The organism is Vibrio nigripulchritudo (genome assembly GCF_027924785.1).
GTDB lineage: Bacteria > Pseudomonadota > Gammaproteobacteria > Enterobacterales > Vibrionaceae > Vibrio > Vibrio nigripulchritudo.
This window is the reverse complement of record NZ_AP027050.1, coordinates 437,635-462,691: the sequence shown is the minus strand read 5'-3', so window position 1 is coordinate 462,691 and position 25,057 is coordinate 437,635. Positions and strand designations below refer to the sequence as shown.

General features: G+C 46.6%; 22 protein-coding genes. 14 read left to right on the top strand and 8 right to left on the bottom strand.

The features are described from left to right. Nucleotides 1–47: 47 nt before the first annotated feature. Complete coding sequence (locus tag QMG91_RS20365; RefSeq protein ID WP_281831780.1) at nt 48–1,643, bottom strand: GMC family oxidoreductase; 1,596 nt, start codon at nt 1,641–1,643, stop codon at nt 48–50. A gap of 330 nt (nt 1,644–1,973) precedes the next feature. On the opposite strand from QMG91_RS20365, the gene QMG91_RS20360 reads away from it, so the two are divergent. The 9 genes from QMG91_RS20360 (at nt 1,974) to QMG91_RS20320 (ending at nt 11,208) form a co-directional block, all read left to right on the top strand. After that, a complete protein-coding gene (locus QMG91_RS20360; RefSeq protein WP_022560866.1) occupies nt 1,974–2,618 on the top strand; it encodes a TetR/AcrR family transcriptional regulator in 645 nt (214 codons plus the stop codon). A 219-nt stretch (nt 2,619–2,837) separates the two neighbouring features. Further along, nucleotides 2,838–3,875 carry a zinc-dependent alcohol dehydrogenase gene (locus QMG91_RS20355; protein ID WP_281831777.1) on the top strand — a complete coding sequence of 346 codons (1,038 nt, stop codon included), beginning with the start codon at nt 2,838–2,840 and terminating at the stop codon, nt 3,873–3,875. A gap of 287 nt (nt 3,876–4,162) precedes the next feature. Continuing rightward, entirely contained in the window at nt 4,163–5,185 is a 1,023-nt protein-coding gene (locus tag QMG91_RS20350) for an aldo/keto reductase (protein WP_004403647.1), read from the top strand. A gap of 74 nt (nt 5,186–5,259) precedes the next feature. Next, a complete protein-coding gene (locus tag QMG91_RS20345) occupies nt 5,260–5,769 on the top strand; it encodes a VOC family protein (protein ID WP_004403646.1) in 510 nt (169 codons plus the stop codon). A gap of 71 nt (nt 5,770–5,840) precedes the next feature. After that, on the top strand, nt 5,841–7,247 hold the full coding sequence (locus tag QMG91_RS20340) for an extracellular solute-binding protein (RefSeq protein ID WP_004403639.1): 1,407 nt from the start codon (nt 5,841–5,843) through the stop codon (nt 7,245–7,247). A gap of 122 nt (nt 7,248–7,369) precedes the next feature. Further along, nucleotides 7,370–8,260 (top strand): carbohydrate ABC transporter permease, encoded by an 891-nt coding sequence (locus tag QMG91_RS20335; protein ID WP_004403633.1) that lies wholly within the window; start codon nt 7,370–7,372, stop codon nt 8,258–8,260. A 12-nt stretch (nt 8,261–8,272) separates the two neighbouring features. Beyond that, the gene (locus tag QMG91_RS20330; RefSeq protein WP_004403632.1) at nt 8,273–9,085 is read left to right on the top strand and encodes a carbohydrate ABC transporter permease; all 813 of its coding nucleotides are present in this window, start codon (nt 8,273–8,275) and stop codon (nt 9,083–9,085) included. 12 nt (nt 9,086–9,097) lie between these two features. After that, nucleotides 9,098–10,225: an ABC transporter ATP-binding protein gene (locus QMG91_RS20325; RefSeq protein WP_281831773.1), complete on the top strand. Its 1,128-nt coding sequence runs from the start codon at nt 9,098–9,100 to the stop codon at nt 10,223–10,225. Further along, a complete protein-coding gene (locus QMG91_RS20320; protein ID WP_281831771.1) occupies nt 10,222–11,208 on the top strand; it encodes a zinc-binding dehydrogenase in 987 nt (328 codons plus the stop codon). The genes QMG91_RS20325 and QMG91_RS20320 overlap by 4 nt, the downstream gene beginning before the upstream one ends. A 57-nt stretch (nt 11,209–11,265) precedes the next feature. Here QMG91_RS20320 and QMG91_RS20315 read toward each other — a convergent pair whose 3' ends face one another. Continuing rightward, nucleotides 11,266–12,018, bottom strand: a complete 753-nt coding sequence (locus QMG91_RS20315) for an SDR family NAD(P)-dependent oxidoreductase (protein WP_022590903.1) — start codon at nt 12,016–12,018, stop codon at nt 11,266–11,268. Between the two features lie 173 nt (nt 12,019–12,191). Then, a complete protein-coding gene (locus tag QMG91_RS20310; protein WP_281831769.1) occupies nt 12,192–12,878 on the bottom strand; it encodes a glutathione S-transferase family protein in 687 nt (228 codons plus the stop codon). A 187-nt stretch (nt 12,879–13,065) separates the two neighbouring features. On the opposite strand from QMG91_RS20310, the gene QMG91_RS20305 reads away from it, so the two are divergent. Further along, on the top strand, nt 13,066–13,953 hold the full coding sequence (locus QMG91_RS20305; protein WP_281831767.1) for a LysR family transcriptional regulator: 888 nt from the start codon (nt 13,066–13,068) through the stop codon (nt 13,951–13,953). Between the two features lie 124 nt (nt 13,954–14,077). Continuing rightward, nucleotides 14,078–14,443 (top strand): nuclear transport factor 2 family protein, encoded by a 366-nt coding sequence (locus QMG91_RS20300; RefSeq protein ID WP_004403623.1) that lies wholly within the window; start codon nt 14,078–14,080, stop codon nt 14,441–14,443. A gap of 28 nt (nt 14,444–14,471) precedes the next feature. On the opposite strand, the gene QMG91_RS20295 is transcribed toward QMG91_RS20300, so the two are convergent. From QMG91_RS20295 to QMG91_RS20275, 5 genes are all read right to left on the bottom strand, one after another. After that, nucleotides 14,472–15,095: a lysoplasmalogenase gene (locus QMG91_RS20295; protein ID WP_022560857.1), complete on the bottom strand. Its 624-nt coding sequence runs from the start codon at nt 15,093–15,095 to the stop codon at nt 14,472–14,474. 14 nt (nt 15,096–15,109) lie between these two features. Continuing rightward, nucleotides 15,110–15,502, bottom strand: coding sequence for a hypothetical protein (locus tag QMG91_RS20290; protein ID WP_281831764.1), 393 nt, complete (start codon nt 15,500–15,502; stop codon nt 15,110–15,112). Nucleotides 15,503–15,820: 318 nt separating this feature from the next. Beyond that, nucleotides 15,821–18,148: a glycoside hydrolase family 88 protein gene (locus tag QMG91_RS20285; protein WP_281831762.1), complete on the bottom strand. Its 2,328-nt coding sequence runs from the start codon at nt 18,146–18,148 to the stop codon at nt 15,821–15,823. A gap of 50 nt (nt 18,149–18,198) precedes the next feature. Next, entirely contained in the window at nt 18,199–20,592 is a 2,394-nt protein-coding gene (locus tag QMG91_RS20280; RefSeq protein ID WP_281831760.1) for a BNR repeat-containing protein, read from the bottom strand. A gap of 312 nt (nt 20,593–20,904) precedes the next feature. After that, nucleotides 20,905–21,606 carry a FadR/GntR family transcriptional regulator gene (locus tag QMG91_RS20275; RefSeq protein WP_281870329.1) on the bottom strand — a complete coding sequence of 234 codons (702 nt, stop codon included), beginning with the start codon at nt 21,604–21,606 and terminating at the stop codon, nt 20,905–20,907. 477 nt (nt 21,607–22,083) lie between these two features. On the opposite strand from QMG91_RS20275, the gene QMG91_RS20270 reads away from it, so the two are divergent. The 3 genes from QMG91_RS20270 (at nt 22,084) to QMG91_RS20260 (ending at nt 25,052) form a co-directional block, all read left to right on the top strand. Next, nucleotides 22,084–23,079, top strand: a complete 996-nt coding sequence (locus tag QMG91_RS20270) for a sialic acid TRAP transporter substrate-binding protein SiaP (RefSeq protein WP_004403616.1) — start codon at nt 22,084–22,086, stop codon at nt 23,077–23,079. 69 nt (nt 23,080–23,148) lie between these two features. Beyond that, nucleotides 23,149–23,778 (top strand): TRAP transporter small permease, encoded by a 630-nt coding sequence (locus QMG91_RS20265; RefSeq protein ID WP_281831755.1) that lies wholly within the window; start codon nt 23,149–23,151, stop codon nt 23,776–23,778. Beyond that, complete coding sequence (locus QMG91_RS20260) at nt 23,775–25,052, top strand: TRAP transporter large permease (protein ID WP_281870328.1); 1,278 nt, start codon at nt 23,775–23,777, stop codon at nt 25,050–25,052. Before QMG91_RS20265 ends, QMG91_RS20260 begins: the two co-directional genes overlap by 4 nt. The last annotated feature ends 5 nt before the right edge of the window (nt 25,053–25,057 follow it).

The following is a 25,057-nucleotide window of genomic DNA, read 5'->3' as shown; positions in this document are numbered from 1 at the left end:
TATAACCAACTAGTTAGTTAATTTAAATTCAAATAAAAAGCGCGCTATCAGGCGCTTTTTCCTAGCACTAAATCTGCGCCTTTCTCTGCCACCATAATGGCTGCAGCATTGGTGTTTGAGCTGACAATGGTTGGAATGACCGATGCGTCAATCACACGAAGGTTTTTGATGCCTTTCACTCGCAGGTCGGTATCGACCACCGCCATGGCATCGTCCTCTGCACCCATCTTGCACGTCCCGACTGGATGGTAAGCGGTACGACCATGATCGCGGCAGAACTGGATGATCTGTTCATCAGAATCCACTTGCGATCCTGGGAAATGCTCACGCTCAATCAAGCCATTGAAAGCATGCTGATTGATCATATTTCGACATAACTTAACCCCTTCAATCGCGACCTGAACGTCGTAAGGGTCAGACATGTGATTGGTATTCACTATCGGATTATCAGCAGGATTAGTACTGGCAAGTTCCACTGTGCCACGGCTACGTGGTCTCAGTTGGTAGAAGTTTAACGTCACGCCGTAACCAGAAGGCACTTCTGGAATACCCGCTTCAACACCAGCGCCAGGCAGGAAGTGGAACTGAATGTCTGGCGTTTTTTGCTCCTTGTCTCCCCACCAAAACGCCCCCGCTTCAGCGATGTTGGAAGTCACAGGACCCGTTTTAAAAATCAGATATTGCAGCGCAACCATCAGCTTGCTGAGCGGCTTGTTGTAGCGCTCCATGCTGTAAGGTCCGTTCAGCTCGTGAATCGTATCGATGTCATAATGGTCTTGTAGATTCTTACCAACACCCGGCAACTCCTGAACCACATCGATACCATGTTCTTTCAGCCATTCTGAATCGCCAACACCACTTAGCATAAGGATTTTTGGTGACGCTATCGCCCCAGCAGCGAGAATCACTTCCTGATTTGCCTTGTAAGTATGCTTCTTGCCACCATGTTCACATTCCACACCAATGGCTGACTTGCCTTCAAACAGCAGCTTATGAACCATACAGCCAGTAATCACCGTTAAGTTTGGTCGCTTGAGCGCTGGGGCTAAATAACCAGCTGCGGCACTGCAGCGTTTACCATCTTTTTGAGTTACCTGATAAAAGCCCACACCCGCTTGCTTGCCGTCGTTAAAATCTGGGTTGTAAGGCAACCCCGCCTGTTGAGCACTTCGGATAAATCGATGAGAGAGTGGATCTTTATAAATAAGGTTGGAGACCGATAAGGGACCTTCGGTGCCATGATGTTCGTTGGCAAACGTCTGGTTGGATTCGGAGCGTACAAAGTAAGGTTTTACGTCTTCGTATGACCAGCCAGCACAGCCATCTTCATTCGCCCAGCGGTCGTAATCTTCTGGGCAGCCACGAGTAAATACCTGTGCGTTAACCGAACTGCCGCCACCAATCACTTTTCCCTGTGGGTAAACAATGGAACGGTTAGAAAGATGCTCCGTTGGTTTTGTAAAGTAATCCCAAACCAAAGGACCTTTAGTGGTCTTAAAGAAGCCAATGGGCATATGGATATACATGTCTTTGTCGACAGGTCCCGCTTCCAGCAGCAGAACACGATTGTTGGGATTTTCAGTGAGTCGGGAAGCCAATACGCAACCAGCCGAACCCCCACCAATGATAAGATAGTCGTACATCTTTTATCCTTAAATGTTAGTGCCTTAGCACATTCCTTTGTTTCACTTATTGGTGTTTTGTAATGGTTATTTTGTATGAATGGACACCAAGTAACTATTTAGTTATATAATTGAACGATTAAATTTTCAACTGTTATTTATGTGACCTCCCGAGCAGATGAAAAGATTCACCCCGTATCACAAATGGAGTTTAGGCATAGAAAACTTATAGAAAGATCGCACTGTACCGATTAGCAGTTGCAGGCTAGTAAATATATAGTTACTTTATGATACCCAATATTCCGCACAACTCTTGTGCACAACGGTAAACATATTCAACAGGAAACGATTGTGGCGAATCAGAAAGCAAAAAAACCGATTCATCAAAGGGACAGCGAAGCCACTAAAGAACGTATTCTTCAGGCAGCCAAATACGAATTTGCGCAAAATGGATACGCGGGAGCAAGGGTCGACGAAATATCCGAACGCTCAGAAACCAACAAACGCATGATCTATCACTACTTCGGTGGTAAGCAGAAGCTGTTTAAAGCGGTTCTGGAGCAAGCCTATTTCGATATTCGAAAAGCCGAACGAGCGCTTCATCTCGAAGAAATGGAGCCTGAGAGAGCACTGACCGTACTGGTCGAGTTTACCTGGCAATACTATTTGGATAACCCTGAATTCCTCACACTGGTTAACAGTGAGAACCTTCATAAAGCTGAGCATTTGAAATCATCGGAAGTCATCGAATCTTTACGTGACCCGTTCGTTTCGATGATTCAGGAAATTCTTAAGCGCGGAGTAAAATCTGGTGTTTTCCGTGAAGACGTCGATCCTGTTCAGCTGATCATCACCATGGCCGCGGTGAGCTACTACTATTTCACCAACCGTTACACTGGCTCAATTTTATTTAACCGCGATCTGATGGCAGAGGATGCACTAAAAGAGCGTCTCGCATTTAATGTGGAAACCATTTTGCGAATGGTTAAAGCCTGATTGTAAGCTGTGCTCGCCAAGCCGTGCGGGCACAAATCCAGCCTCCTCTTTTCATTCCTCACGTTCTATTCCATCTTTCTCTGTTCGACCATTTCAAACTACGCCTTCGTCACTTTTCTTAGAGCTATTACTTGCAAATATGTAACTAACTATTTACATACTGTTACATCCATCTCTCACTAAAGTACGTTCGCCTTGAACGGCAACAAGGAGGTTTATATGAGTGAAATGCGAGCCGCATACCTGACCAAGCCAGGGAAATTCGAGCTGAGAACAGTGGCAAAACCCACCCCAAAAGACGATGAAGTATTAATTAAAGTATCTAACTGCAACATTTGCGGAACCGATATGCACATCTTCAACGGGCATTACTCTGCCGACAAACTGCCCATGGTGTTAGGGCATGAGTTTTCAGGGGTGATAACGGAATTAGGCAAGAGCGTGAACCACCTTTCAATTGGTCAGTCTGTCACCGTGGACATCAATAAAGGCTGCGGTCACTGCTACTACTGCCGCCAGAACGAGATCATGAATTGCCCGGATATTTCGCAAATAGGCATTCATGAAAACGGTGCTTTTGCCGAGTACATTGCCGTCCCAGCCAGATTGGTGCTGGTTGCACCTGAGGGAACATCTTTAGAATTACTTTCCCTTGTTGAACCGGTTGCTTGTGTGGTTCGGGCAGCGCGCAAAGCACAGGTCAGTTTCGGTCAAAGTGTCGTTATTCTGGGAGCTGGACCCATTGGCAATTTACACGTTCAAATGATGCGGTTGATTGGCGCCGCGCCCATTATCATTGCTGATCTTTCAGAAGAAAGAACGCAAATGGCACTGGATGTCGGAGCTGATATTGCGGTAACGAATATGGATCAGCTTCAGCAAGTAGTCATGAACCATACCGAAGGCAGAGGAGCGGACATTGTTATCGAGAGTGTCGGCATTCCGCAACTTTACGAAAAAGCGTTTGAGCTGATCAGACCGGGAGGACACGTCAGTGCGTTTGGTATTACAGATGAACACGGTGCCCTTTCACTAAAGCTGTTGGATATGGTGTTGAAAGAAACCTCCATTAAGGGATCTGTTGCCGGAATGGGTCAGGACATGCACGATGCAATGACGCTGCTTCTGCACTATCGGTTCAAAACGGACGCTTTTAACAGCTGTACTTTCCCGCTTGAGGATATCCAGAATGCCTTTGAGCAGGTTGCTAGTCAAAGCCGACCAGACGTGTTGAAAGTTCAGGTAAAAGTTTCCTAAATTCATCAAACAAGGAGTTCGGCGCTTGTCGGTCTGCACGAGCGTCGCCTCCACGAAACCAGCCAAACTTCCCTCTTATATACACCACTCCATGTGCCCTCAACTCCATATGGTGACGTCACAGGAAAACGTCTCCATCACCTTTCTTAGAATTGACACTTGCAAAATAAGTAACTAACTGTTTACATAATTACAACATTGCTTTTTCATTCTCATGCAGTATGGAGCCGTTAGGCTTCAAGAGAAGACACTTCAAATTGTAGATTCTGTTGACCAGAGGAATGGTTATGAAAGCAAATAAAATCAACACGTTCAGTCGAAGTGGCGTTGAGGTAACCGCCATGGGGTTCGGTGCCGCACCGATAGGAAATATCTTCCGCCCTATTGATGAATCCACCTCCGAAGCCATGATTGAAAAGTCCTGGAATGCAGGCATCCGTTACTTCGATACTGCACCTATGTACGGTCATGGTCTGTCGGAAGTGCGTGTCGGTCATGCCCTGCGCTGGAAGCCCCGCAACGAATTCACTTTATCCACAAAAGTGGGTCGAATTCTAAAACCTCAGGCTCGCGAAAAAATCGATTTTACGCCGTGGGTGAACGCCCTCCCTTTCGAAATGCAATTTGATTACAGCTACGACGGCACCATGCGCAGCATCGAAGATTCAATTCAGCGTATGGGGCTGGAGCGAATCGATGTCGCCTTCATTCACGACATCGATAACTTTACTCACGGGAAAGATGCGCAGCCTGCTCGTTTTCGCGAGGCCATGGATGGCGCATACAAAGCCTTGAGCCAGCTTCGTGACGAAGGGGTTGTTAAATCGATTGGTGTGGGTGTAAACGAATGGCAGGTCTGCCATCAAGCCTTGATTGAAAGAGACTTCGACAGCTTTTTGCTGGCCGGTCGCTACACCTTGTTAGAACAGGAAGCACTGGACGAATTTCTGCCACTTTGTGAAAGCCGCGGCGCGTCCATCATTATTGGTGGGGGTTTCAACAGCGGTATTCTTGCTACAGGTGCCACCGAAAAAGCCAAATACAACTACGCCCCCGCTCCTGCTGAGATCAAACAGAAAGTCGCGAAGATTGAAGCCGTTTGTGAAGAGTTTAACGTTGCCCTCCCAGCGGCTGCGCTGCAATTTGTGCTCGCGCACCCTTGTGTACCTTCCATTATTCCGGGCACCCGGGACGTTTCACAGCTTCAGCAGAATCTTGACTGGATCAATCAGGCAATTCCGACCGAATTCTGGGAAACGCTGAAAAAACAACAATTGATCCGAGAAGACGCCCCAACACCTAACGATTGATTTTTGCCCCTCAATAAAGGATGGGGGTATTTTACCCTAACAATAACTAACTAGTTACTTATAGGTATATGAATATGATCAAAGTACATGGAATTAACCACATTGGCTTCACCGTTCCAGACATCGAGCAAGCCGTCGAGTTTTTTACCGAAGTATTCGGAGCAGAAACCATCATGAATGTGGGGTATGTGGACGTCGATGATGAGTTCATGGACAGAAGACTCGGTGTAAACGCGGGCAGAAGAATCAAAGACATGCGCGTTTTGCAATGTGGTAAAGGCGGCGCACTGGAAATATTCGAATACAGCGGTGAAGACGCTTCACCACTGAAGATGAACAGTGAAATTGGCGGTTTTCATATCGCGCTCGAAGTCGACAACGTTTATGAAAGTGCCGAAAAAATGAAAGCCATGGGTGTCGACTTACTTGAAGGTCCCACTCTGATTGATGCAGGTCCAATGGAAGGGCTGAACTGGCTGTATTTCCGTACTCCCTGGGGTCAGTACATGGAAATTGTCAGCACCGAAGGTCCAATGGGCTACGAAAAGGACGGCGGTCCTAAAATGTGGTCGCCAAAACCCTAAGAAAGACAACATCGCGCCAGGACGTAATGCGCGAATTTAACCAAACTACGAACAGCACAAGGAACCATGCCATGAAAAGGATGATATCGGCTTGCTTGATCAGTCTGTCTGCGCTGCTGGCAATGCCCGGACACGCACAGGACAAACCTTTCGCAGGAACCAAACTGAAAATGCTCGCCATTGGGGATACCTCGGTAACCCGAGTCGCACCCATCATTGGAGAGTTTAAAGAAAAAACAGGGATCGACGTTCAAATTGATCAGTTCCCTTACCCGGGTCTTATCGACAAAATCATTATTGAATCGAGCGCAAATAGCCCGACCTATCAACTACTTTGGGTAGATAGCCCATGGGTGGGGGTTCTGGGTGAATCCGGCGCGCTGGAAGATCTTACCTCTCGCGTGAAGCGCGATGCCGATGAAGTCCACCTGGATGACATCATCCCAATTCAGCTACAAGAAAATTCGTGGCAGGGCAAACTGCTCGCCTTCCCGGCGTCTGGCATGATTTGGTCGGTGAACTACCGCAAAGATCTGTATGAAAATGCCGACGAGAAAGCCGCTTTTAAAGCGAAATATGGCTACGACTTAGCCCCTGCTAAATCCTGGAAACAGTACATTGATATCGCGGAATTCTTTACGCGTAAGAAAGGTGACACCTTAGCAGGTAAAACGTTAACCAAGGACTTCTACGGTAACGCTCAGGCATTTAGCCGGGTAGCGGGTGCAATCACGCACGATTACTTCCCTATCATGAGAAGTTTCGGTGGTGATTACTGGGATCCGAAAACAGGTCTTTGCGCCATGACGGGCGAACCGCATGTGAAAGCTGCGAACGTGATGAAGGAGCTGGTGAAGTTCAACCCGCCTGATTACCTGGGTTTGATGTGGGACATCCGCACAGGCTACATGGAGCGTGGCGAAACAGCGACATCCGGTTACTGGTCAGTCAGAACCGTCCGTCTGACCAACCCGGAAGAAGCGGTACTGCCTACTATTGGTGAGGCAGGCTATGCACCAAGCCCAACGGGAGAAGGTAAACCGCAGCCGACATACACCGGTGCTCTGTCTTTTGCTATCAACAGCAAATCTTCCACCAAACAAAAAGATGCGGCTTGGGAATTCATTAAGTGGAGTACCAGCCGCGATCTGATGCGTCGCTTTGCTAATGAAGGTTCTGGCGTAAGTCAGTTCCATAAATCAATTCTTGCCGATCCTGAACTTCAGAAAAAATACCCTTACTACAAGGTGCTTCTGGAAACACAGGACAACGCCAAACGCCGTATCTTCCACCCGTTTTACGCCGATGTCGAAGAGTCGTTTGGTATTGAGTTGAACAAGTTTGTTGCAGGAGAAACCGCAACGGCTGAAGAAGCGTTGGAGAAAGCCTGTACGCAAATCAACTCTCGCCTGAAGATCTTCCCAACAGACATGCGCTTACGTTGGATCAACGACGTGCCTGTCGAGGTTCTTCAATAACTTAGGGTTTGCAGACCTAGGGTTTGCGAACCTTAGGGTTTTGTTGACCTTTGTATTACGGACAAAGGCTGGGCAGGCGCCCAGTCTTCTTCGCACAGAATGTGCTGACACGGATTTCGTCTATGAGTTTTATCAAACAGAGAAACCGAGCACTCGCCACAACGTTTCTGTTGCCCGCGGTTGTTGTTCTGTTTTCCGTCACTATTTACCCAATGCTGTATGCACTTTGGCTAAGCTTTCGCAGTTATGACCTTGCGAAGCCGTTTATTCCCAGAGTGTTCGTTGGGATTGCGAATTACCAAGAAATTCTGACTTCTTCACCTTTTTTTCATTCACTGGTCACCACCTTCAAACTGATGGGTGCTACTTTATCGGTGCAATTAATTCTGGGGTTGGGGCTGGCGTATCTCGTTACGCGTCCAATTCCCGGAATGGCTGTAGTAAGAACGCTGCTTTTGATTCCTATGATGATCGCCCCTGTGATTGTCGGGCTGGTGTGGCTGTTCCTCTACTTCCCGGAATTGGGCTATCTCAACTATTTTCTGGGGCTGGTCGGCATTGATTCTGTAGGCTGGATCACCAGCACCAATTGGGCGCTTACCGCCATAGCCATTGCCGACATCTGGCAGTGGACGCCTTTCTTTATGATGGGTATCGCCGCGTCGATTCAGAGCATGCCACCGGAACCGTTAGAAGCGGCAAAGATCGATGGCAATTCCAACTGGGATGTGTTCTTCCATATTACTCTGCCACAGCTCAAGCCTGTGTTGATCAGCCTGCTGTTTTTGCGAGCCATTGATGCCTTCAAAATTTACGACATCATTTTCGTGCTTACCAAAGGCGGACCGGGCGATTCAACCGAAGTGCTTTCGCTGTTCATTTATCGCCAAAGCTTTACTTTCTGGCGTATGGGAGTCGGTGCTGCCGCGTCGTTCGTTTCACTGATCATCATCGTTGTGTTGATCACGCTGTTCTTCCGCTCGTTGCAGAAGAACCCGCAGACAAATGGGTAAGGAGCGTATCGCATGAAACAGAAGTTACTCACTTATTTCTTTGTCGCCATTGCGCTTGTGCTGTTTATGACGCCCATCTATCTGATTCTGATGTCGTCGTTAAAACCGTCTGCGTACATGTTTTCTCAGCCACCAGCATTTTTCTTCGAGCCAACACTGCAACACTATTACGATCTGTTCACCATGAGACCGTTTCATCTGCAGATCCTCAACAGCCTGATTGTTGCGCTTGGATCAACCGCATTCAGCCTTATTGTGGGTGCATCGGCAGCTTATGCTCTGTCTCGGATTCAGGGGAAATGGGTAGGCGATGTCGCGTTCTGGATCCTTTCTCTCAGAATGTTCCCGCCGATTGCAGTGGTGGTGCCTTACTACATCATTTTTAAATCGGTCAATCTGTTGGATTCCCCGCTGGCACTCATCATTGTTTACTCCACGTTCAACATTCCGCTGACGGTTTGGTTAATGAAAGGGTTCTTCGATGAGATCCCAATGGCACTGGAAGAAGCTGCACAGGTAGACGGACACGGGCTGCTCTCAGTGTTCTTCAGAGTCACTTTGCCACTGACCGCTCCGGGGCTCGCGGTGTCTGCCGTGTTCTGCTTTATCTTTTCGTGGAACGAGTTTCTGTTCGCTCTGATGCTCACTGGGTCTAATGCCCAGACGGTTACGGTTGCGGTGATGTCGTTCTGGTCGAGCGATGCGGTGCAGTGGGGTCGAATTATGGCGGGTTCATTCATCATTTTGATTCCGGGGGTTATTTTCGTTCTCACTTGCCAGCGCTGGCTGGTGAAAGGGCTCACCATGGGTTCGGTTAAAGGTTAAGAGGAAAAATTCATGACATCAGTGACATTAACAAATATCACGAAAAGCTATGGAGAGACCGAAATCGTCCATGGTATTGACTTAAACATTGAGCCGGGCGAGTTCGTTGTCCTGCTTGGTCCGTCTGGGTGCGGTAAAACCACGACCCTTCGTATGATTGCGGGGCTGGAAGACGTCACCTCGGGGGACTTGTGTATTGGCGATTCGCGGGTTAACGATGTGCCTCCTAAAGATCGTGGTATTGCCATGGTGTTTCAGAACTACGCCCTCTATCCGCATATGACGGTTCGGGAAAACATGGCGTTTGCCCTGAAACCTCAGAAGCTTTCGCAGTCGGAAGTGGAGGAGCGCATTAAAAATGTCTCGGAGACGCTGGGGCTGGACACCTTGTTAGAAAGAAAACCCAGCCAGCTTTCGGGCGGTCAAAGACAAAGGGTTGCCATGGGCAGAGCCATGGTGCGCACACCCAATGTGTTTCTGTTTGACGAACCTTTATCCAACCTGGATGCCAAGCTAAGAAGTAAAGTGCGTTTTGAAATCGCCAAGCTCCACCAGACGTTAAAATCGACGGTTGTTTACGTTACCCACGACCAAATCGAAGCCATGACGCTGGCGGATAAAATCGTGGTGATGCGGGACGGGCTGATAGAGCAAATCGGCTCACCAGAATCCATCTACCGCCACCCTGCAAATACCTTTGTAGCAACCTTTATCGGTAGCCCGGAAATGAACCTGCTGGATGCACAGCTCCAACAAAACGGGGCAGAAAATCAGGTTCTGTTTAATGGTGCCAGCTTTCCACTCAGTGCTATCAAGCTGGCGAAAGCGCCCACCGATTCCAACATTGTTCTTGGGGTTCGCCCTGATCACCTTCTTCTCTCTCATCAGGCATTTAAAGATGTACCGTCACTCGAAGCGAAAGTGACTCTGATTGAGTATTTGGGTCAGGAGAAACTGATTAACCTGACGGTTGGGGATGTCGACATGTGTGCGCTGGTTTCCAGTACCACGTCCTTTTCTGAGGGGCAGAGCCTGTTCGTCAGTTTCGATATGTCTCAGGTCAGTATTTTTGACAAATCAACTCAGGAAAACCTTATGCCAAATGGCGGTTCTTCATCAGCAAAACGGAGCGCAGCATGAACAAAGAAATCGTATTCACCGCCCCCAATACGGCTGAATTGTGGGAATTTGAACTCCCACCTTTAGGAGAGACAGAAATCCGGGGTAGAACGGTGTGCTCTCTGATTAGCCCCGGTACAGAAACCGCTTGGTTTACCCAAGGGGAATATCCGTTGAAACCGGGGTACGCCGCAGTTTTTGAAGCTCAGGAATTGGGTAGCAAGGTTAACAGCATCAAACCGGGACAGCTCGTTTTGTGTATGGGCGGACATCGCTCTGCACAACAGTTTGATGAAAAGTACGTGGTGTCTTTGCCCGAAGGAATGTCAGCATCCACAGGTGTGATAGCTCGGTTGATGGGCGTTTCCATGACCACCTTGATGACCACAAAAGCACGACCGGGCGATAAAGTGATTGTGTCTGGCGCGGGCCCCGTCGGTTACCTCGCTGCTCATCAATGTAAACTGGCGGGCTACGAGGTTGCAGTGATAGATCCCAATCCGCAACGCCGTGAAGAAGCGATAAAAAGCGGGCTTAATGCTTTGCCTTCTTTCCCTCTAGAGGATCCCGATTACGCGAAAAAAGTCGCGCTGGTGATTGACTGCTCCGGTCACGAGGCTGCCATACTCGATGCCTGTCGAATAGTACGCAAAAACGGCGAAGTCGTCTTGGTAGGCGTACCCTGGAAAGCCAACACCGACATGTTGGCTCATGCGATTTTGAATGAAGTGTTTTTCAACTACGTCAACCTTCGTTCTGGCTGGGAATGGGAAGTGCCTTTGCTTTCAAGGGACTTTGTCTGGGAAGAGCTTTACGAAGGTTACAATAATGCACCTTACAGTACCTTCGATGGGTTCAAACGTGCGCTTAAGTGGTTGTCTTTGGATGGAGTGATTCCACTGAATGATCTTACTCAGGATCTGAAAATGGACGATCCTCAAGCCATATACAGTGACTTGGTCAGTGGCAAACTCACTAAGCCGTTCAATGTGCTGAATTGGTAACGTCTCCCCCACCTCAAAATATTTTGAGGTGGGGGTTTGTTTTCAGGGTATGCCGACCTACTGAACGGGCTGCCCGGTATGTCCGTCCATTCCGCCTGAAATAGGCAGGTTTACTCCGTTGCATGAACGGGAGGCTTCAGTTGCAAGGAAATACATGGCTTCAGCGACTTCATCAGGAGTACAGATTCTGCCAAGCGGGTTTTTCTTGTTAAACAGATCAATCACATCATCTGGATTCGCTAAAAACATCGGGGTCGCGCAGGCAGAAGGACAGACACTGTTCACTCGAATATTGTATTTTCCATAATCCAGCGCCATGGCTCGGGTCAGGTTCACCACCGCGCCTTTTGCTGCGTTGTAAGCCGCCATGCTGTAATCACCGTAAAGTCCAGACACCGACGCGGTGTTCACTATGGTGCCTCCCCCATTTTCAATCATGTGTGGAACAAAGCTTCGGGTCGTCAGAAAAACAGATTTAACGTCCACATCAAAAATCGCATCCCAGTCCTCTTCAGACGTTTCGTGCAGTTCACCGCCACGCCAGATCCCAGCATTATTGATAACACAATCTACATGTTTGGCGTTTTCCATGGTAAAGCTGGCGAGCTTTTCTACATCGTCACGCTTACCGATGTTACAGCAGTAAAACCAGACGTTTTCATAACCTGCTTCTTTGAGCTGTCTGACGTGCTCAGCACCCGCATCTTCACTAATGTCTACCATCACGACACCCCAGCCTCTTTCCAGAAAAAGCTTGGTCGCACTGAGCCCCATTCCTGAGCAGGCACCTGTAATTACTGCATTTTTCATTTTGCACTCCTTTGCATTAGTAAATGATCAACAACGAATAACTTAAATTGTAACTATCTAGTTATATACCTTGAAAATAAAAAAAGCAATGCGCAAAAATTAGACAAGGTATGTCGCTTTTCAATATTGATTAGCATGAGTGTTTAATGCAGTTACTCAGTCACCTTCAGCAATTATGTTCCTTCCAAATCACCGCTATTTAATAACCGCGAGAGATAACTTTGCTTCTTCATGGCAAAAGCAATAAGCGCCGAATCAAAATCTTTGGCTACTGCCTCTTTAACGGACGATCTTGAAGCCAGTATCTCTCGCCATTGCCCTACTTTCTCAAGCCCATCAAACAAGTCGCTGCTCATGCGCTGTTCAAAAACATCAAAGTAGCGAAAAACGGGAGCATAAGCCGCGTCAACAAGCATAAATTCTGTTCCTGAAAAATAGGGACCAGATATCACCTCTTCAAGCTTTTCAAAGCGGCTGCGCAATTGTTGCCTGGCGTGGTTGAAAGTTGCTCTGTCTTTGGCTGAATAGTACTGCCCTATCGCATTTAAGGTCTGTGAGGCAAACTCTATCCATGAGCGGTGTTTTGCTCGTGCCAGTGGTGTGTCAGGCAACAAGGTGCCACCTGAACTGTCATTGAGAAACTCACAAATGACCGCCGATTCAAAAACAATATGCTCATTATCTAGTCGCAATAGAGGGACTTTGCCATTGGGTGAAAGTGCGTTAAACCAATCGGGTTTAGCGGAAAGGTCTATATCTGTACGCGTAAAAGGTATGCCTTTTTCCAGTAGTGTAATCACAGATCTTTGCACATAGGGGCACAGTTTATAACTTATGAGTTCTAAGCTTTCAGTTTGCATGGTTTACCTCCTTGGTAATAGCGTATTTGCCACTGCGAATGTCAGGCAGTGGATAGGTTCAGCGAACGTTACCTTGGTGAAATATTCATGAAGGCTTCCTGTTTGATGCCCACAATCAAAGCTTACAAGTTGCATTAATGCTCCGGTAGTTGTAATTTTTGCATTAAACAACTGCAAAATTGCAACCATGGACTGGAACTCACTCAAGACGCTGACCTACGTATCCCAAAACGGCTCAATTACCTCAGCCGCTAAGGCTTTAGGGGTTAACTACACCACGGTGTTGAGAAGAATCGAGTCTCTGGAAAAAGAGGTTGGTGGCAAGCTTTTTGAACGTGGCTCGAAAGGATACAAGCCAACTCCGCTGGCAGAAGAAGTACTGGCGCTGGCATTTTCAATGCAGGAGAGCGCAGAGAAAATTGAGCGTCATATCGTCGGAAAGGAGTTTTTACCTAAGGGAATCGTGAAAATTACGGCTCCGTTTAATATTACCAACCATTATTTGCCTCAGGTCTTAGCTTCCATTACTCGTGACTATCCCGATATCCGATACGAAATTCTGTCTAGTAATGATTTATACAACCTTAACTCCCGAGTCGCCGATATTGCGATCAGAGCCACCAGTTCTCCGCCTGAACACTTAATAGGACGAAAAGCGGCAACTATCCCTTGGGGAATGTTTGTTTCAACGCAGTTTGAAAGTACCTGTTCAGCTTTACCTACCTTAGACACACTAGCCGACTTTCCTTTAATTGGTGGCATGGGGAACATGCTTAACCTGCCTGCTTTTTCTTGGCTAGAAGCCCACTTTGCTCGTTCTATTGTGATGCGGTGTGATGAGTTAACCGCAATGTCTTATTACGCTCAAAGCGGACACGGCATTGCCTTTTTGCCCGTTGACCAGCGGCGGGAAGGACTATTAGAAGTCGCAAAATTTGAACCTGGGGAAACCAGTGATCTATGGATACTTACACATCCGGACTTACGTAAATCAGAGCGTGTCCGTATCGTCTCGCAATATCTTGTGAACTACTTTAAAGCGATAAACTTTGAAACACCCTCTAGTCCTAAATGAACCATGGACCACCTAGTTTTGAATGGCTTTATACTTGGCGAACACTGCATCTTGAAGCCATTTGACTATACCTTTTGCTTAATTGTGTATACCCTCTTCGCCAAACAAAAAATAGGGATACCAGATGCATACTGAAACGGAACTTGCCACCATTGCCATCGTCGATCAACAACTCGACGCCTACAACGCTCGTGATATCGAAGCCTTCGCTGCAACCTATCACGATGATGTGGAAATACACTCTTTCTCTCAAGGCTTAATGTACACGGGAAAAGATACGCTGATTGAGCGCTATGGAAAGAAGTTCGCCAGCCTGAATTACCTGAATGCCAGCTCACTTAAACGCATTGTTCACGACCGCTTTCTGGTGGATCATGAACTGGCAGAATCTTCCAGCCTGCCTTCTTGCGAAGTGGAAAACAGCGTGAAAGTTATCGCCGCTTATGAAGTGGTAGATGGACTGATTAAGCGCGTCACTTTTATGGGCTGATGGGCTCTAGGGCAAATATACTCTTAGCCTAATAGACAACAAGAGAATAGGTGATCAGCGCCTGCGCTCCGTAGTAGCTGGTCATCAATATTTGCTGAGCATAGCGCCCTGCACTTCTAAATCGATCCATTGCTAACACAAGATCCGAAACCATAAAGACAATGGCACCCACAAACGCCGCTTTGGCTGCGAGAGAATGATCCTGTAACCACCAGGCTCCTGCCGCCCAGGTCATCTGAACAATCACCAAAATGTAAAATGCAACAGGCAGCTTAAGCTTTCCAAGTGAAGGGAGCAAAAGCAGATACACCATGATGCCTGCCGAAAATAGCACGGCTGGCAACCAGGCAGTCATACTGCCCTCTATCAGACTCCAAAAGGCACATCCATAGGCGACATGGGCAATAAAGAAAGACACCAGCCCGGCGATAAACCTGTCTTTCGGTTGCATTAAAAACACGTCACCAATAGCAGAGAACGCGAGTCCAAAAGCAATAAGCCAGGCAAATGGGTAAGTTTCTGAATGCGTTGCAGCGAGCACCAGAAAACAAATAACAGGAAGCGGTTTGCTCAGATAAAAAGCCCAGCTACGGGCTTTGGAAAGAGTAAATAAATGAATGACTGCCGCCAGCAGCGCAAATGACCAAGTCACAATAAAGCCCTGACCTAATGTGCCGTCATTTCGTTATACGCTTTGATAGCGTGGAACTTTTCTATCACGAGAATGTAATCTTCGCGGCAAATGGTTTTGTGAAGCCCTGTATCCAGATCCTGTGTTTCTGGGTTACCAGATTTCACAATAGCGCGTAATTCATACACGGGTGACTTAGCGTAGGTGTACCAGAAAACCAATAAGAATATAGGCAAACCTGCGTACAGAGGGTGGACAAGAAGACCAACAAAACTGAAAACAAACGCAATCAGCAACGCGCGTTTCATTTTGTCCGAGATGGTGTAATCCTTAACATAAAGCTCTTCAATCTTTTCTATATCAATCACAGAGTCACCGACTTTCAACCCTGCAGAAGTCATACTAGGAACGTCCACTTTTTTAAACATCAAAACATCCTATTTCAACGTAACCTACTTGTTCATATCTGGCATTTTGTGAGCCATTAACCTTTATAATTTTAGGTATATTTTACGGCTCAAGACCAAGAGGAAATAAAAGTTAACATATAACTTATTGATCTGGTGTGCACCAGATTACAAAACCATCAAGAAACTGGCGGATTTCTGCGCTTTATCGCAAGATTTTTAACCATCACGGTTATGGAATTGACTTCTCACATCTCGTTGTAATAAGAATTTTTTACCTGACTGCCTCGGAATCAAACATAAAAAAGCGCTCTGTTTAGAGCGCTTTTACTGACTTAACTATTCGTACATCGAAAGTTCCGTCAAGCTGGTCCAGGGAATAATACCCGGAGGAAACTCCGTTACCGTTAACCTAAGTTTTGACGTGTTAACAGGGTTAGCCAATATGTGCTGAACGCCGGGTTGTGCTGAAGCGGAATCACGTTCATCAATCACTTCATAGTTACCACTGGCTACAAGTGCCTCCAGTTTGTACCCGTATTTTCTATCCTGATACGTACTCAAACTGTAGGCTCGTAGAGCCTTCTGGCTGCCAAAATCAATATCAACGATGCCGTATCCGTCCGTCGACCAACGATCACCTGAAGAAGTACTGCCATCAAACAGGTTTTCGCACCCATATTGCGCTTGTGGTTCCTTATTACAGGTATAAGACGCCGGTTGAATCAATTCTGGCGTGTACTCTCTCCCATATAAATCCCATTCTCGCAGACTTACCCAATTAGACGTGTTGTTTGCAATGCCTGTTACGGTCAGTTTCACGAATCGGGCGACAACCTGAGGGAGCGATTGATACTGCCCAGAACCATCACCACCATTTATCTGAGCAATGGTCTGGTAGTCTGCCTCTTGTGTGGCTTTCACTTCAATTTTGTAATCGTAGTTTCGGTTGTAGAGTGCACTCAACGCAAACCCATTTAAGGTGTGCAAGTCGCCAAGATCAACTGTCACCGACTGAGGGAAAGTCATGGCTGACCAGCGATCCGCTGATCCTGTTTTGCCATCCACGATTTGGTCACAGCTGTATTGTGGCTGAGGTTCATCGCTACAACTGACCGATTTGTTCAGAGCGATACTTTCCAGAGTCGAAGGTTTTCCAAACACCTCTACCTCTCTTACGCTGACCCATGGACCGTTGTACGTTGCGGCACCTTCCACAGTCACCCGGACATATCGTCCAAACGTATTGTCAGGGAAACCAATCAGGCTTGCCCGACCGTCGGTGTTATCCGATTGATCAATAACCGTCTCATATTGGCTCCCAGCATCGACTTTCACCTCAACTTTATATTGGTAGTCGCGGTCAAAATAGAAGTTGCCTCTGAATGCCGAAAGCTCGCTAATCTCACCGAGATCGATTTCGATCCAGGCAGGAAACTCATCCGCAGACCAGCGCTTATGTCCTGCCAAGTTTCCGTCGACCGCCTGACTGCACGGTGCAACCGAGGGCTGGGGTTCTTTTGAACATGTCACTGATTTATTTTTTGCGATGTTTGAGTCAGCCAGAAGGTGGTATATCTCACCCGATGCCGCCAGATAAGAACCTACGGTATAAGGCTGACTGGAACCCGCTCTGGCGTATGCCATGTAGGGTTCATGAGCTACACCCTGTGCCCACCCTAATCGACCAGAGTCCTGTAGCGCAGTGTTCGCCAGCGCCAGCCACCCTTTCTCGATCACTGGCATATAAGTGTCTGCATCTAATAATCCCAGTCGCACACCAATTGCCATGCCATAAACAAAGAAGGTCGTACCACTCGACTCAGGGGCATTGATATGATGAGGTTCAATCAGATCGGCTCCCCAGAATCCATCGTCCTGCTGAGCATTTTTGAGTGCTGCTGCCACTTTGATAAAGTTAGTCACGTATTCATCATAGTGGGGAGCATCGGCTGGTAAACGATCCAATAGCCTAGCGATACCAGCGAACACCCAACCATTCCCCCGAGACCAGAACATCGGGCTACCGTCTGGGCTAGGGTTTCTGGGATAGACGTATCGAGAATCTCGTGCCCAGAGATCGTACTCTTCATTCCAGAGCTGATCGTAAGTGGATCTATATTGGGTATACAGCGACTGATAAACCGTTTCTTTTTCTGATTCATCAGAGAGAGTATCAGCCATCAGCGGCCAGACTGCTGGTGCCATATATAGGGCATCTGCCCATGACCAGTAACGGGGATAAGAAGAATTCACCACCCCCATGACACTTTCTTTTAAACAGTCCAGAATGGTGCCAGGTTCATTCGCCAATGGTGCCAGTTCAAAGAAAACCTGCCCTGCTGCCTGATGATCCGCATGAGTTGTTGAACATGAACCGTGTGGTTCATAAGAAAAATCTCTCGCCCAACTTAGTGTGTTGTCCCACGCTTTTCCGTTTCCAACCAGCTTGAAATATTCAAACTCACCGATATGGTATGCCCCATAAATCCAGTTTGTGTCTGGAGTATACTGGCTGTTGTAGAAGCCATTATCTACCCAGTAATCGTGCACCAGTTTTGAGGTATTTAGCATGTCGTTTGGGGTAAATTTGTAAGCCCCGGAAGCAGTTGCGCTCGCTAACATTGCGCCTAATAGCGACAACTTTATCATTGATAACTTGTTCATTTTAACTGTCCTTAGTTAAAAAGGATGATGATTAAACCTTACGCTTTGACCTATAGTGCCGGGTCGCATCGGTCATCAATCTGGTTTCCGTTTGCATCGTCAAACACACGTACATTGCGGAAAACCGACTCGCCGTTCTTTTCACCATTGTCATGGTCAGCAATCAGAACTAAGTACTTGGTGTTTTCAGCCGAGGCATGTTGACCGACAGGAATCGTGAAGTGCTGGAACTCTCCGCTGCCGTCGTAGTTTTTGTAGGATTCGTTTGAACTCGGATCGGCTTGAGTTCCGTAGAGAGAAAACCGGGTTTCACCATTGTTCAGAACTAAATCTCTGTCCATCGCAATACCGTGAAACTCACCTTGCTGAGCACTCTTGAACTCAAATGTAATAACGGTATTTGGTGTGATGTCATAAGGAAGCTCAATCACTCTCCAGCCATTGTCGCTGATCGACAATGTACTGCCGTCAGGAGAAACCGTGAATGTTCCTCCATCTCCCTGATTCGGATCGTAAACATCAACTTGATTGCGACTGAAATAGATGTCGCTGTAGTCTTCAAACAGAGTGATATTTCGGAAGGTAGAATCGCCCTGAGCGTTCGCGTCGTCGTCTGCGTTTAATACTAGATAATTGGCATTAAATGGCTGATTGGCGATGGCTTTTCCTAGCGGCGCTATGTAACGGGCAAACGCTCCACTGGTGTGATAGGTATCGAACCTGCCTTCAATATTGGCGTCTTTTTGTGTGCCATATAAACGTGTTCGCAGGTGATTGCTGACCGACAGGTTATTATCAAACCCAATGGCGTGTTCTTCACCCTGAGCATCCGATTTAAATTCAAAGGAGACTGTGGTGTTTGGTGTCACCCGGTAGTCGATATCAATCGCCTTCCAGCTGTTCCCTGTTAGGGTTATGCCATTACCGCTGAATGTTGCGCTTCCCTGATCCTGACTGCCACCATATGAAGTGGTATTTGAGTTTGACGGGCTTACTTCTACCGCACGGCATGTGCCCGCGATGTATGAACCTTGTCTGCTAATGTATTTACCGACAATTTTCGAATCGTAGCCTTTGAAATAATAACGTTCGCCCGTGCTCTGTAGGTTCTTATAGCCGTTCACGAAAGACTCATACTTTCCGGTAAACCAGATCACTACCTGTTCGCTGGAATTTGAGGCACCAAAGGGGACAAACGGTCGGTAGTTATTGTCTGGAGAATCCGAAGTCAGCGCTTCCCATGTGAAGCCAGACCCATTGAACGATCCTTTGTAGATTTCAAACTTGCTTGTATCCAAACCCGTTGTTGGGTTCACATTGGTGGAAATAAAAAGTTCAGAAGAATTATATGGGTTAAGCGTGATGCCCCCAGCATAGTCAATCTGAGAACCGCCAAATCGCGTTCCATCTGGTGCGGTCATCGCCTGAGGGATTAGTGAATCTCCTGCATCTGCCACCCATATCTTATTCCACTGATTCGCAGTGTCGTCCCAAACCGCCATGTAGTAATCGATGGTATTTCTGTCTTGCTGATGGCTGTAAAGAAGTACCGGATTTCCAGATGCATCATAGCGAACTTCGTGGTTCCACGGAGAGCGGTTGGTACCGTCTTCACCTTGCTGATACACGACCGTTCCGTCAGATACCACAAACGGTGCATCGGCCAGATTACCGATCAGAGTGCCGTCGGTTTTGTAGGTTTTTCCGTTTTTAATGTAGAGGTGATATAGGCTGGTCCGTTTTTGGGTTGGGTGACCGTCCGTAAAGAAAAAATCGATGCGATCAACGCCATTCGACGCATATTTTGCGTAAGCTCTGTCCCACCATTGGTTGCCGTTCTGAATAAAATGTTTCGCTTCAGTGGGGTTGTCACCATTAGCGTCGAAGGTGACGTAATAAGGGTCGCGCGCACCTACGCGAAAGAAGTTATAAATTTTACCGTTTTCAGCAGAGAGCTGATACGCATTGTTGTAGGTTGCAGAACCCGGAATGGGATAGGTTTTCTCGTCTCCCCAATCTTCAAGGGTCAGTGGCAGAGAAGTGTTAGAAACCCGATAGTATTGTGTACGCCTTGCATCATGCAGAGTGTAAAGCGACATCATTTTCCCATTTTGTAATGGAAGAATGGCACCATTATTGTGGTCGTCAGCTTGCTGGAAGCTACTGAGATCGATGTCGTCACCAATTCTGGAACCTGACTCCAGATCCAGTGTAGACATACCTGTGTAGCCATCAATCTTCACATAGGACGTATACAGAACCCCATTGCTAATTCGAGCTCGTTCATCAATAAACCAGATGTATGTGCCGTCTTCCGTGACGACAAAATCGTAGTCGTTTGATACTGGGGATGCATTAAGTGCATTGGCAAACACCAGACAGGCGGAACATAACGCGCCTACTGTAAATCTGGTATAGCTTACTTGCCATGTTGAGGTGAGCATTGTTGTTACCTCTCAATCAATTGATCCAGTTAGTAAACTGAACCAAAGAAATATCGAAAAGTAACCGACAATAAAGCAGCTAAAAATAACTATTCTTCTTTGTCGATTACCACTTAAACAACTAAAAAAAGCATTAAAGTTGTCGACAAAGAATGAACAACGCAGGACAATTTTAAATTACTAAATGATCACATTGTCAATATGAACCAGTATAAAAACCATCCTTTTTGAGATGTTAATCACATCAAAAATAATAAATATGAGAAACGGGATAGAGGAGAAATATTTTATTAAATGAGTAAAGTTGCTTAACTAGCAACTGGATTCAGAATCCAGTTTTTTATATCTGGAAATTCCTTTTTCTAAATGGGCAGCCATTGTTTTACCTGCTTTTTCTATATCCCTTTGCGCAATGCATTCATACATCGCTTTATGTTCCAGATATACGCGATCGAGAAAATCCGCTTCGTCGTCAGGTAATTGATAAAGGTCTATTCTTGAATGAGGAATTATCTGGGGTCCGAGATGCTCTAGTAATTTAAGGAAATAAGGGTTGCCAGAGGCTTCAGCAATGGCGATGTGAAATTGAAAATCAGCAATGGAAACTTCGCTGTAATCGTATTCTGCATTTTTAAACGCATCCAACGCATCTGCGATTTTTTCTAACTGAGATTCGGTGCGATACTCGGCAGCAAGTTGAGCGGCTTTTGTTTCCAGACACAACCGAAGATCGAGCACATGCAGTATGTCTTTCAATGTTTTAGGGTTAAAAAGCTCCAGCTTACTCACCGGGTTTTCTGTGACGAATGCACCAATGCCCTGACGTGTCACCACCATTCCATCGGCTCTTAATCCGGCAATGGCTTCACGCACAACTGTTCGACTGACACCATATTGATTAATCAGGCTCTGTTCTGATGGCAATTTATCTCCGGGAGACAGAACACCATCAATAATGTTTTTCTTTATTTTCTCAATAAGTTGAGATGCTAATGTTTTTCTTTTTCCTAACATATTTCTGAACCGTCTACACCGACATTAATTGTTCCATTTAAGGCTGTATGACACTCTTTTTAATCTTTTTTATACGCATCTGGCAATATCATCCTAATTCAATTTCATAGAAATAAACAACTTCGATTAACAACCAGTATGAGCGTACTCGTCTATTAAAAGAGATAAATTTCCCATCTCTCTATGTCTCAAAAATAATAATTATTGACATTGCGCACAATAACAAAAAATCAATTTCTGAATTTTATGCCCTGATTATCAATTTATCTCGACCCCACAAAACCATATTTTTCATAAGGTTGATTCTCGAAAACATTCCAAAAAACACACTTTACTCATATAAAATATGGCAAAAGTTGGTTAAAAAAACAACTTGTATGATGACATACATGTGTTAATTTTTAACCGAAAGAATGACAACGCATATACATTCAAATCAAAAAACAACCAAAAAACACATAATCCAAGGAGCGTACAATGGACAGAAGGAATTGGCTCAAACGCGCAGCAGTAAGCTTCACAGTTGCATCTTTCGCACTATCTGGTTTGTTTTCTCCAGTGGCGATTTCAGGCGAAAAGCTCAAATGGGCACACGTATATGAAACGTCTACTCCCTATCACAAATGGGCTGAATGGGCAGCGGAGCAAATCGGGAAACGAAGTAACGGAAAATACGAGGTTCAGGTTTTTCCTGCTGCGTCTTTAGGGAAAGAAAATGAGATCAACGAATCATTGAGCTTGGGCACCATTGATATTATTTATACTGGCTCGACGTTTGTGGGCCGGTCATATGGTCCGCTTGCGATCCCCAGCGCTCCATTTATGCTGCGCGACTTTGATCACTTCAATGCTTATGCTAGCAGCCCGCTTTTTTCCGAGCTGAGTGATGGTTATCGGTCGGTCACTGGTCACAACATTCAATCACTGACTTATTACGGTCAGCGGATGGTGACTTCCAATAAACCTGTTTATAAACCCGCAGACATGAAGGACATGAAGTTGCGCGTTCCACCCGCTCCACTTTTCCAAATGTTTACGGATTCAGTGGAGGCAAATGCCACGCCTATTGCGTTTTCTGAAGTTTACTTGGCGCTGTCACAAGGCGTTGTTGACGGACAGGAAAACCCACTTCCAACCATCAAAGCCAAAAAGTTCTATGAGGTGCAAAAGTACATCAATCTGACGGGGCACATTATCGACAGCCTGGTGACGGTGGTTGGTGGACCTACCTGGAACAAGCTGTCTGACAGTGACCGAGCCATGTTTAAAGAAGTGTTTGTAGAAGCTGCGGCAGGGGCAAGTAACGACATCCAGAAATCGGAAAAAGAACTGGTCGCCTGGTTTGTTGCTCAGGGCGTAAACATTAATACAGAAATTGACCGCAAGGCATTCCGTAAAGCAGCGATGACCGTTCATAACGGTAAACATGCTTCATGGTCAGAAGATGTCTACAAGCGATTCCAGGAACTTTAATATCAAATTCAGTCTGGTTCGCCCGTGAAGTTTACACGCGAACCTTTCTGTAACCCATAGGAGGGTGAAATGTTAGAAGTAAAGGATGCGGTCGCCTCTCAAACTTACCGGTCAGGTAACGGAGATATGAGTTCAAAAGCTACAACAGGTGAACAACAGCCCGGCATTCAGCAAACAGAGGAAAAAAGCGGGTTTATCGAAGATGAAGATAAGAACTTCGCGTGGCGAGATATAGGAATACTGGAGTGGTTTTGTATATTCGCCTTCTGGGTCTTGGCGTTTGTAGTGTTTTACCAGTTTTTCACCCGATATTTTCTCAATGACTCGGCGGTCTGGACGGAGGAAATCGCAAGAAATATTCTGATTATTCTTACATTCTTTGGTTCTGCACTCGCTCTTAAAAGGCAAGCACACATCAGTGTTCAGTTTTTTGTTTCCAAGCTTGCCGTCTCTCATCAGAAAAAGATGGTTTGGATTAGCTCGATATTGCAGTCAGTGTTTTTCGCCTTTGCGGTATACCTTTGTCTAACGGTCGCGGAGGCAATGAAGTTCCAGAAGCTGATGGCTATCGACTTATCCAGAAGTGTCATCTACCGGGCAGTGGCATTGTCTTTCGTTGCCATGCTCATCATTGAGCTTTACCAGTCGGTAAAACGGCTTAAAAGCAACGAAGATCGTTCACCAGGAGGTCAGTCATGATTGCCATTCTCTTTGTTGCCGCAGCGGTCTTTATCTTTATTGGTTTGCCTGTGGCGGTATCACTGGCAGGCGCATCCTTACTGTTTATTTTGATCGACGACAGCCTGCCGAGCATGGTGGTGCTCCATCGTATGGTCAGTGGTGTTGATAGCTTCCCGCTGTTGGCGGTGCCCTTCTTTATTCTTGCTGGAAATCTGATGAATTCAGCTGGAATAACCAACCGTATCTTTGATTTTGCTAAGTCCATTGTTGGCTGGTTGCCGGGTGGGTTAGGTCATGTCAATGTCGGCGGAAGCGTGGTGTTTGCGGGCATGTCCGGCGCTGCGGTTGCAGACGCTGGCGGGCTTGGAGCTATTGAGCTGAAAGCAATGCGTGAAGCGGGTTACGACACCGAGTTTTCTGTTGGTATTACCGCTGCGTCTTCCACAATCGGACCTATTATTCCTCCTTCCTTACCTATGGTGATTTACGGTGTTCTGGCATCAGCATCCATTGGTAAGCTGTTCGCCGCAGGGCTCATTCCGGGGCTGATGATGGCTGTGGCGCTAATGCTGATGATCGCCTGGTATGCAAAACGCAGAAATTACCCTGTAGACAGTGCATTTTCTTTTAAAAGGGTGGCATCAAGCAGTAAAGGCGCATTTTTGTCTCTGCTGACTCCCATTATCGTTGTCGGAGGCATCACTACCGGAGTCCTGACACCAACAGAAGCCGCCATTGCCGCCGTTGCATGGGCGCTGTTCTTGGGTTCTTGTGTCTACAGGACGTTAAACCTGAAACGTCTTGCGGTTGTATCGCTCAAATCCATCGAAACAACAGCCGTGGTGTTGTTTGTTGTGGCAGCGGCTTCCATATTTGCCTGGCTACTCACCAACCACAATATCGCCACCGCGATGGCTGATGGGCTAATGACACTCTCGGAGAATAAGTACGTCATCCTCAGTATTATTCTGCTCCTTTTACTGGTCATTGGTTGCTTTATGGAAACCATTGCCGCTATGACAATTCTTGTCCCGGTCATGCTGCCCACAGTCACTCAACTTGGAGTCGACCCGGTTCACTTTGGTGTCATCATGGTGCTGACTCTGATGATCAGCCTGCTCACTCCCCCCGTCGGAGTGGTGCTTTACGTTTTATCCAGTATTTCAAAACTGAGTTTCGAACGCTGTGTTGTGGCCACAATGCCGTTTCTGGTGCCCCTTGTCATCGTGTTACTGATCGTCACCTTTATGCCGGGTCTGGTTATGTGGCTACCTAACCTGCTTTACCCGTAAACCGA

Coding starts and splice junctions, on each gene's coding strand:
- QMG91_RS20365 (WP_281831780.1), bottom strand. CDS start 1,643: ATGTACGACTATCTTATCATTGGTGGGGGTTCGGCTGGTTGCGTATTG.
- QMG91_RS20355 (WP_281831777.1), top strand. CDS start 2,838: ATGAGTGAAATGCGAGCCGCATACCTGACCAAGCCAGGGAAATTCGAG.
- QMG91_RS20350 (WP_004403647.1), top strand. CDS start 4,163: ATGAAAGCAAATAAAATCAACACGTTCAGTCGAAGTGGCGTTGAGGTA.
- QMG91_RS20345 (WP_004403646.1), top strand. CDS start 5,260: ATGATCAAAGTACATGGAATTAACCACATTGGCTTCACCGTTCCAGAC.
- QMG91_RS20340 (WP_004403639.1), top strand. CDS start 5,841: ATGAAAAGGATGATATCGGCTTGCTTGATCAGTCTGTCTGCGCTGCTG.
- QMG91_RS20335 (WP_004403633.1), top strand. CDS start 7,370: ATGAGTTTTATCAAACAGAGAAACCGAGCACTCGCCACAACGTTTCTG.
- QMG91_RS20330 (WP_004403632.1), top strand. CDS start 8,273: ATGAAACAGAAGTTACTCACTTATTTCTTTGTCGCCATTGCGCTTGTG.
- QMG91_RS20325 (WP_281831773.1), top strand. CDS start 9,098: ATGACATCAGTGACATTAACAAATATCACGAAAAGCTATGGAGAGACC.
- QMG91_RS20320 (WP_281831771.1), top strand. CDS start 10,222: ATGAACAAAGAAATCGTATTCACCGCCCCCAATACGGCTGAATTGTGG.
- QMG91_RS20315 (WP_022590903.1), bottom strand. CDS start 12,018: ATGAAAAATGCAGTAATTACAGGTGCCTGCTCAGGAATGGGGCTCAGT.
- QMG91_RS20310 (WP_281831769.1), bottom strand. CDS start 12,878: ATGCAAACTGAAAGCTTAGAACTCATAAGTTATAAACTGTGCCCCTAT.
- QMG91_RS20305 (WP_281831767.1), top strand. CDS start 13,066: ATGGACTGGAACTCACTCAAGACGCTGACCTACGTATCCCAAAACGGC.
- QMG91_RS20300 (WP_004403623.1), top strand. CDS start 14,078: ATGCATACTGAAACGGAACTTGCCACCATTGCCATCGTCGATCAACAA.
- QMG91_RS20290 (WP_281831764.1), bottom strand. CDS start 15,502: ATGTTTAAAAAAGTGGACGTTCCTAGTATGACTTCTGCAGGGTTGAAA.
- QMG91_RS20285 (WP_281831762.1), bottom strand. CDS start 18,148: ATGAACAAGTTATCAATGATAAAGTTGTCGCTATTAGGCGCAATGTTA.
- QMG91_RS20280 (WP_281831760.1), bottom strand. CDS start 20,592: ATGCTCACCTCAACATGGCAAGTAAGCTATACCAGATTTACAGTAGGC.
- QMG91_RS20275 (WP_281870329.1), bottom strand. CDS start 21,606: ATGTTAGGAAAAAGAAAAACATTAGCATCTCAACTTATTGAGAAAATA.
- QMG91_RS20270 (WP_004403616.1), top strand. CDS start 22,084: ATGGACAGAAGGAATTGGCTCAAACGCGCAGCAGTAAGCTTCACAGTT.
- QMG91_RS20265 (WP_281831755.1), top strand. CDS start 23,149: ATGTTAGAAGTAAAGGATGCGGTCGCCTCTCAAACTTACCGGTCAGGT.
- QMG91_RS20260 (WP_281870328.1), top strand. CDS start 23,775: ATGATTGCCATTCTCTTTGTTGCCGCAGCGGTCTTTATCTTTATTGGT.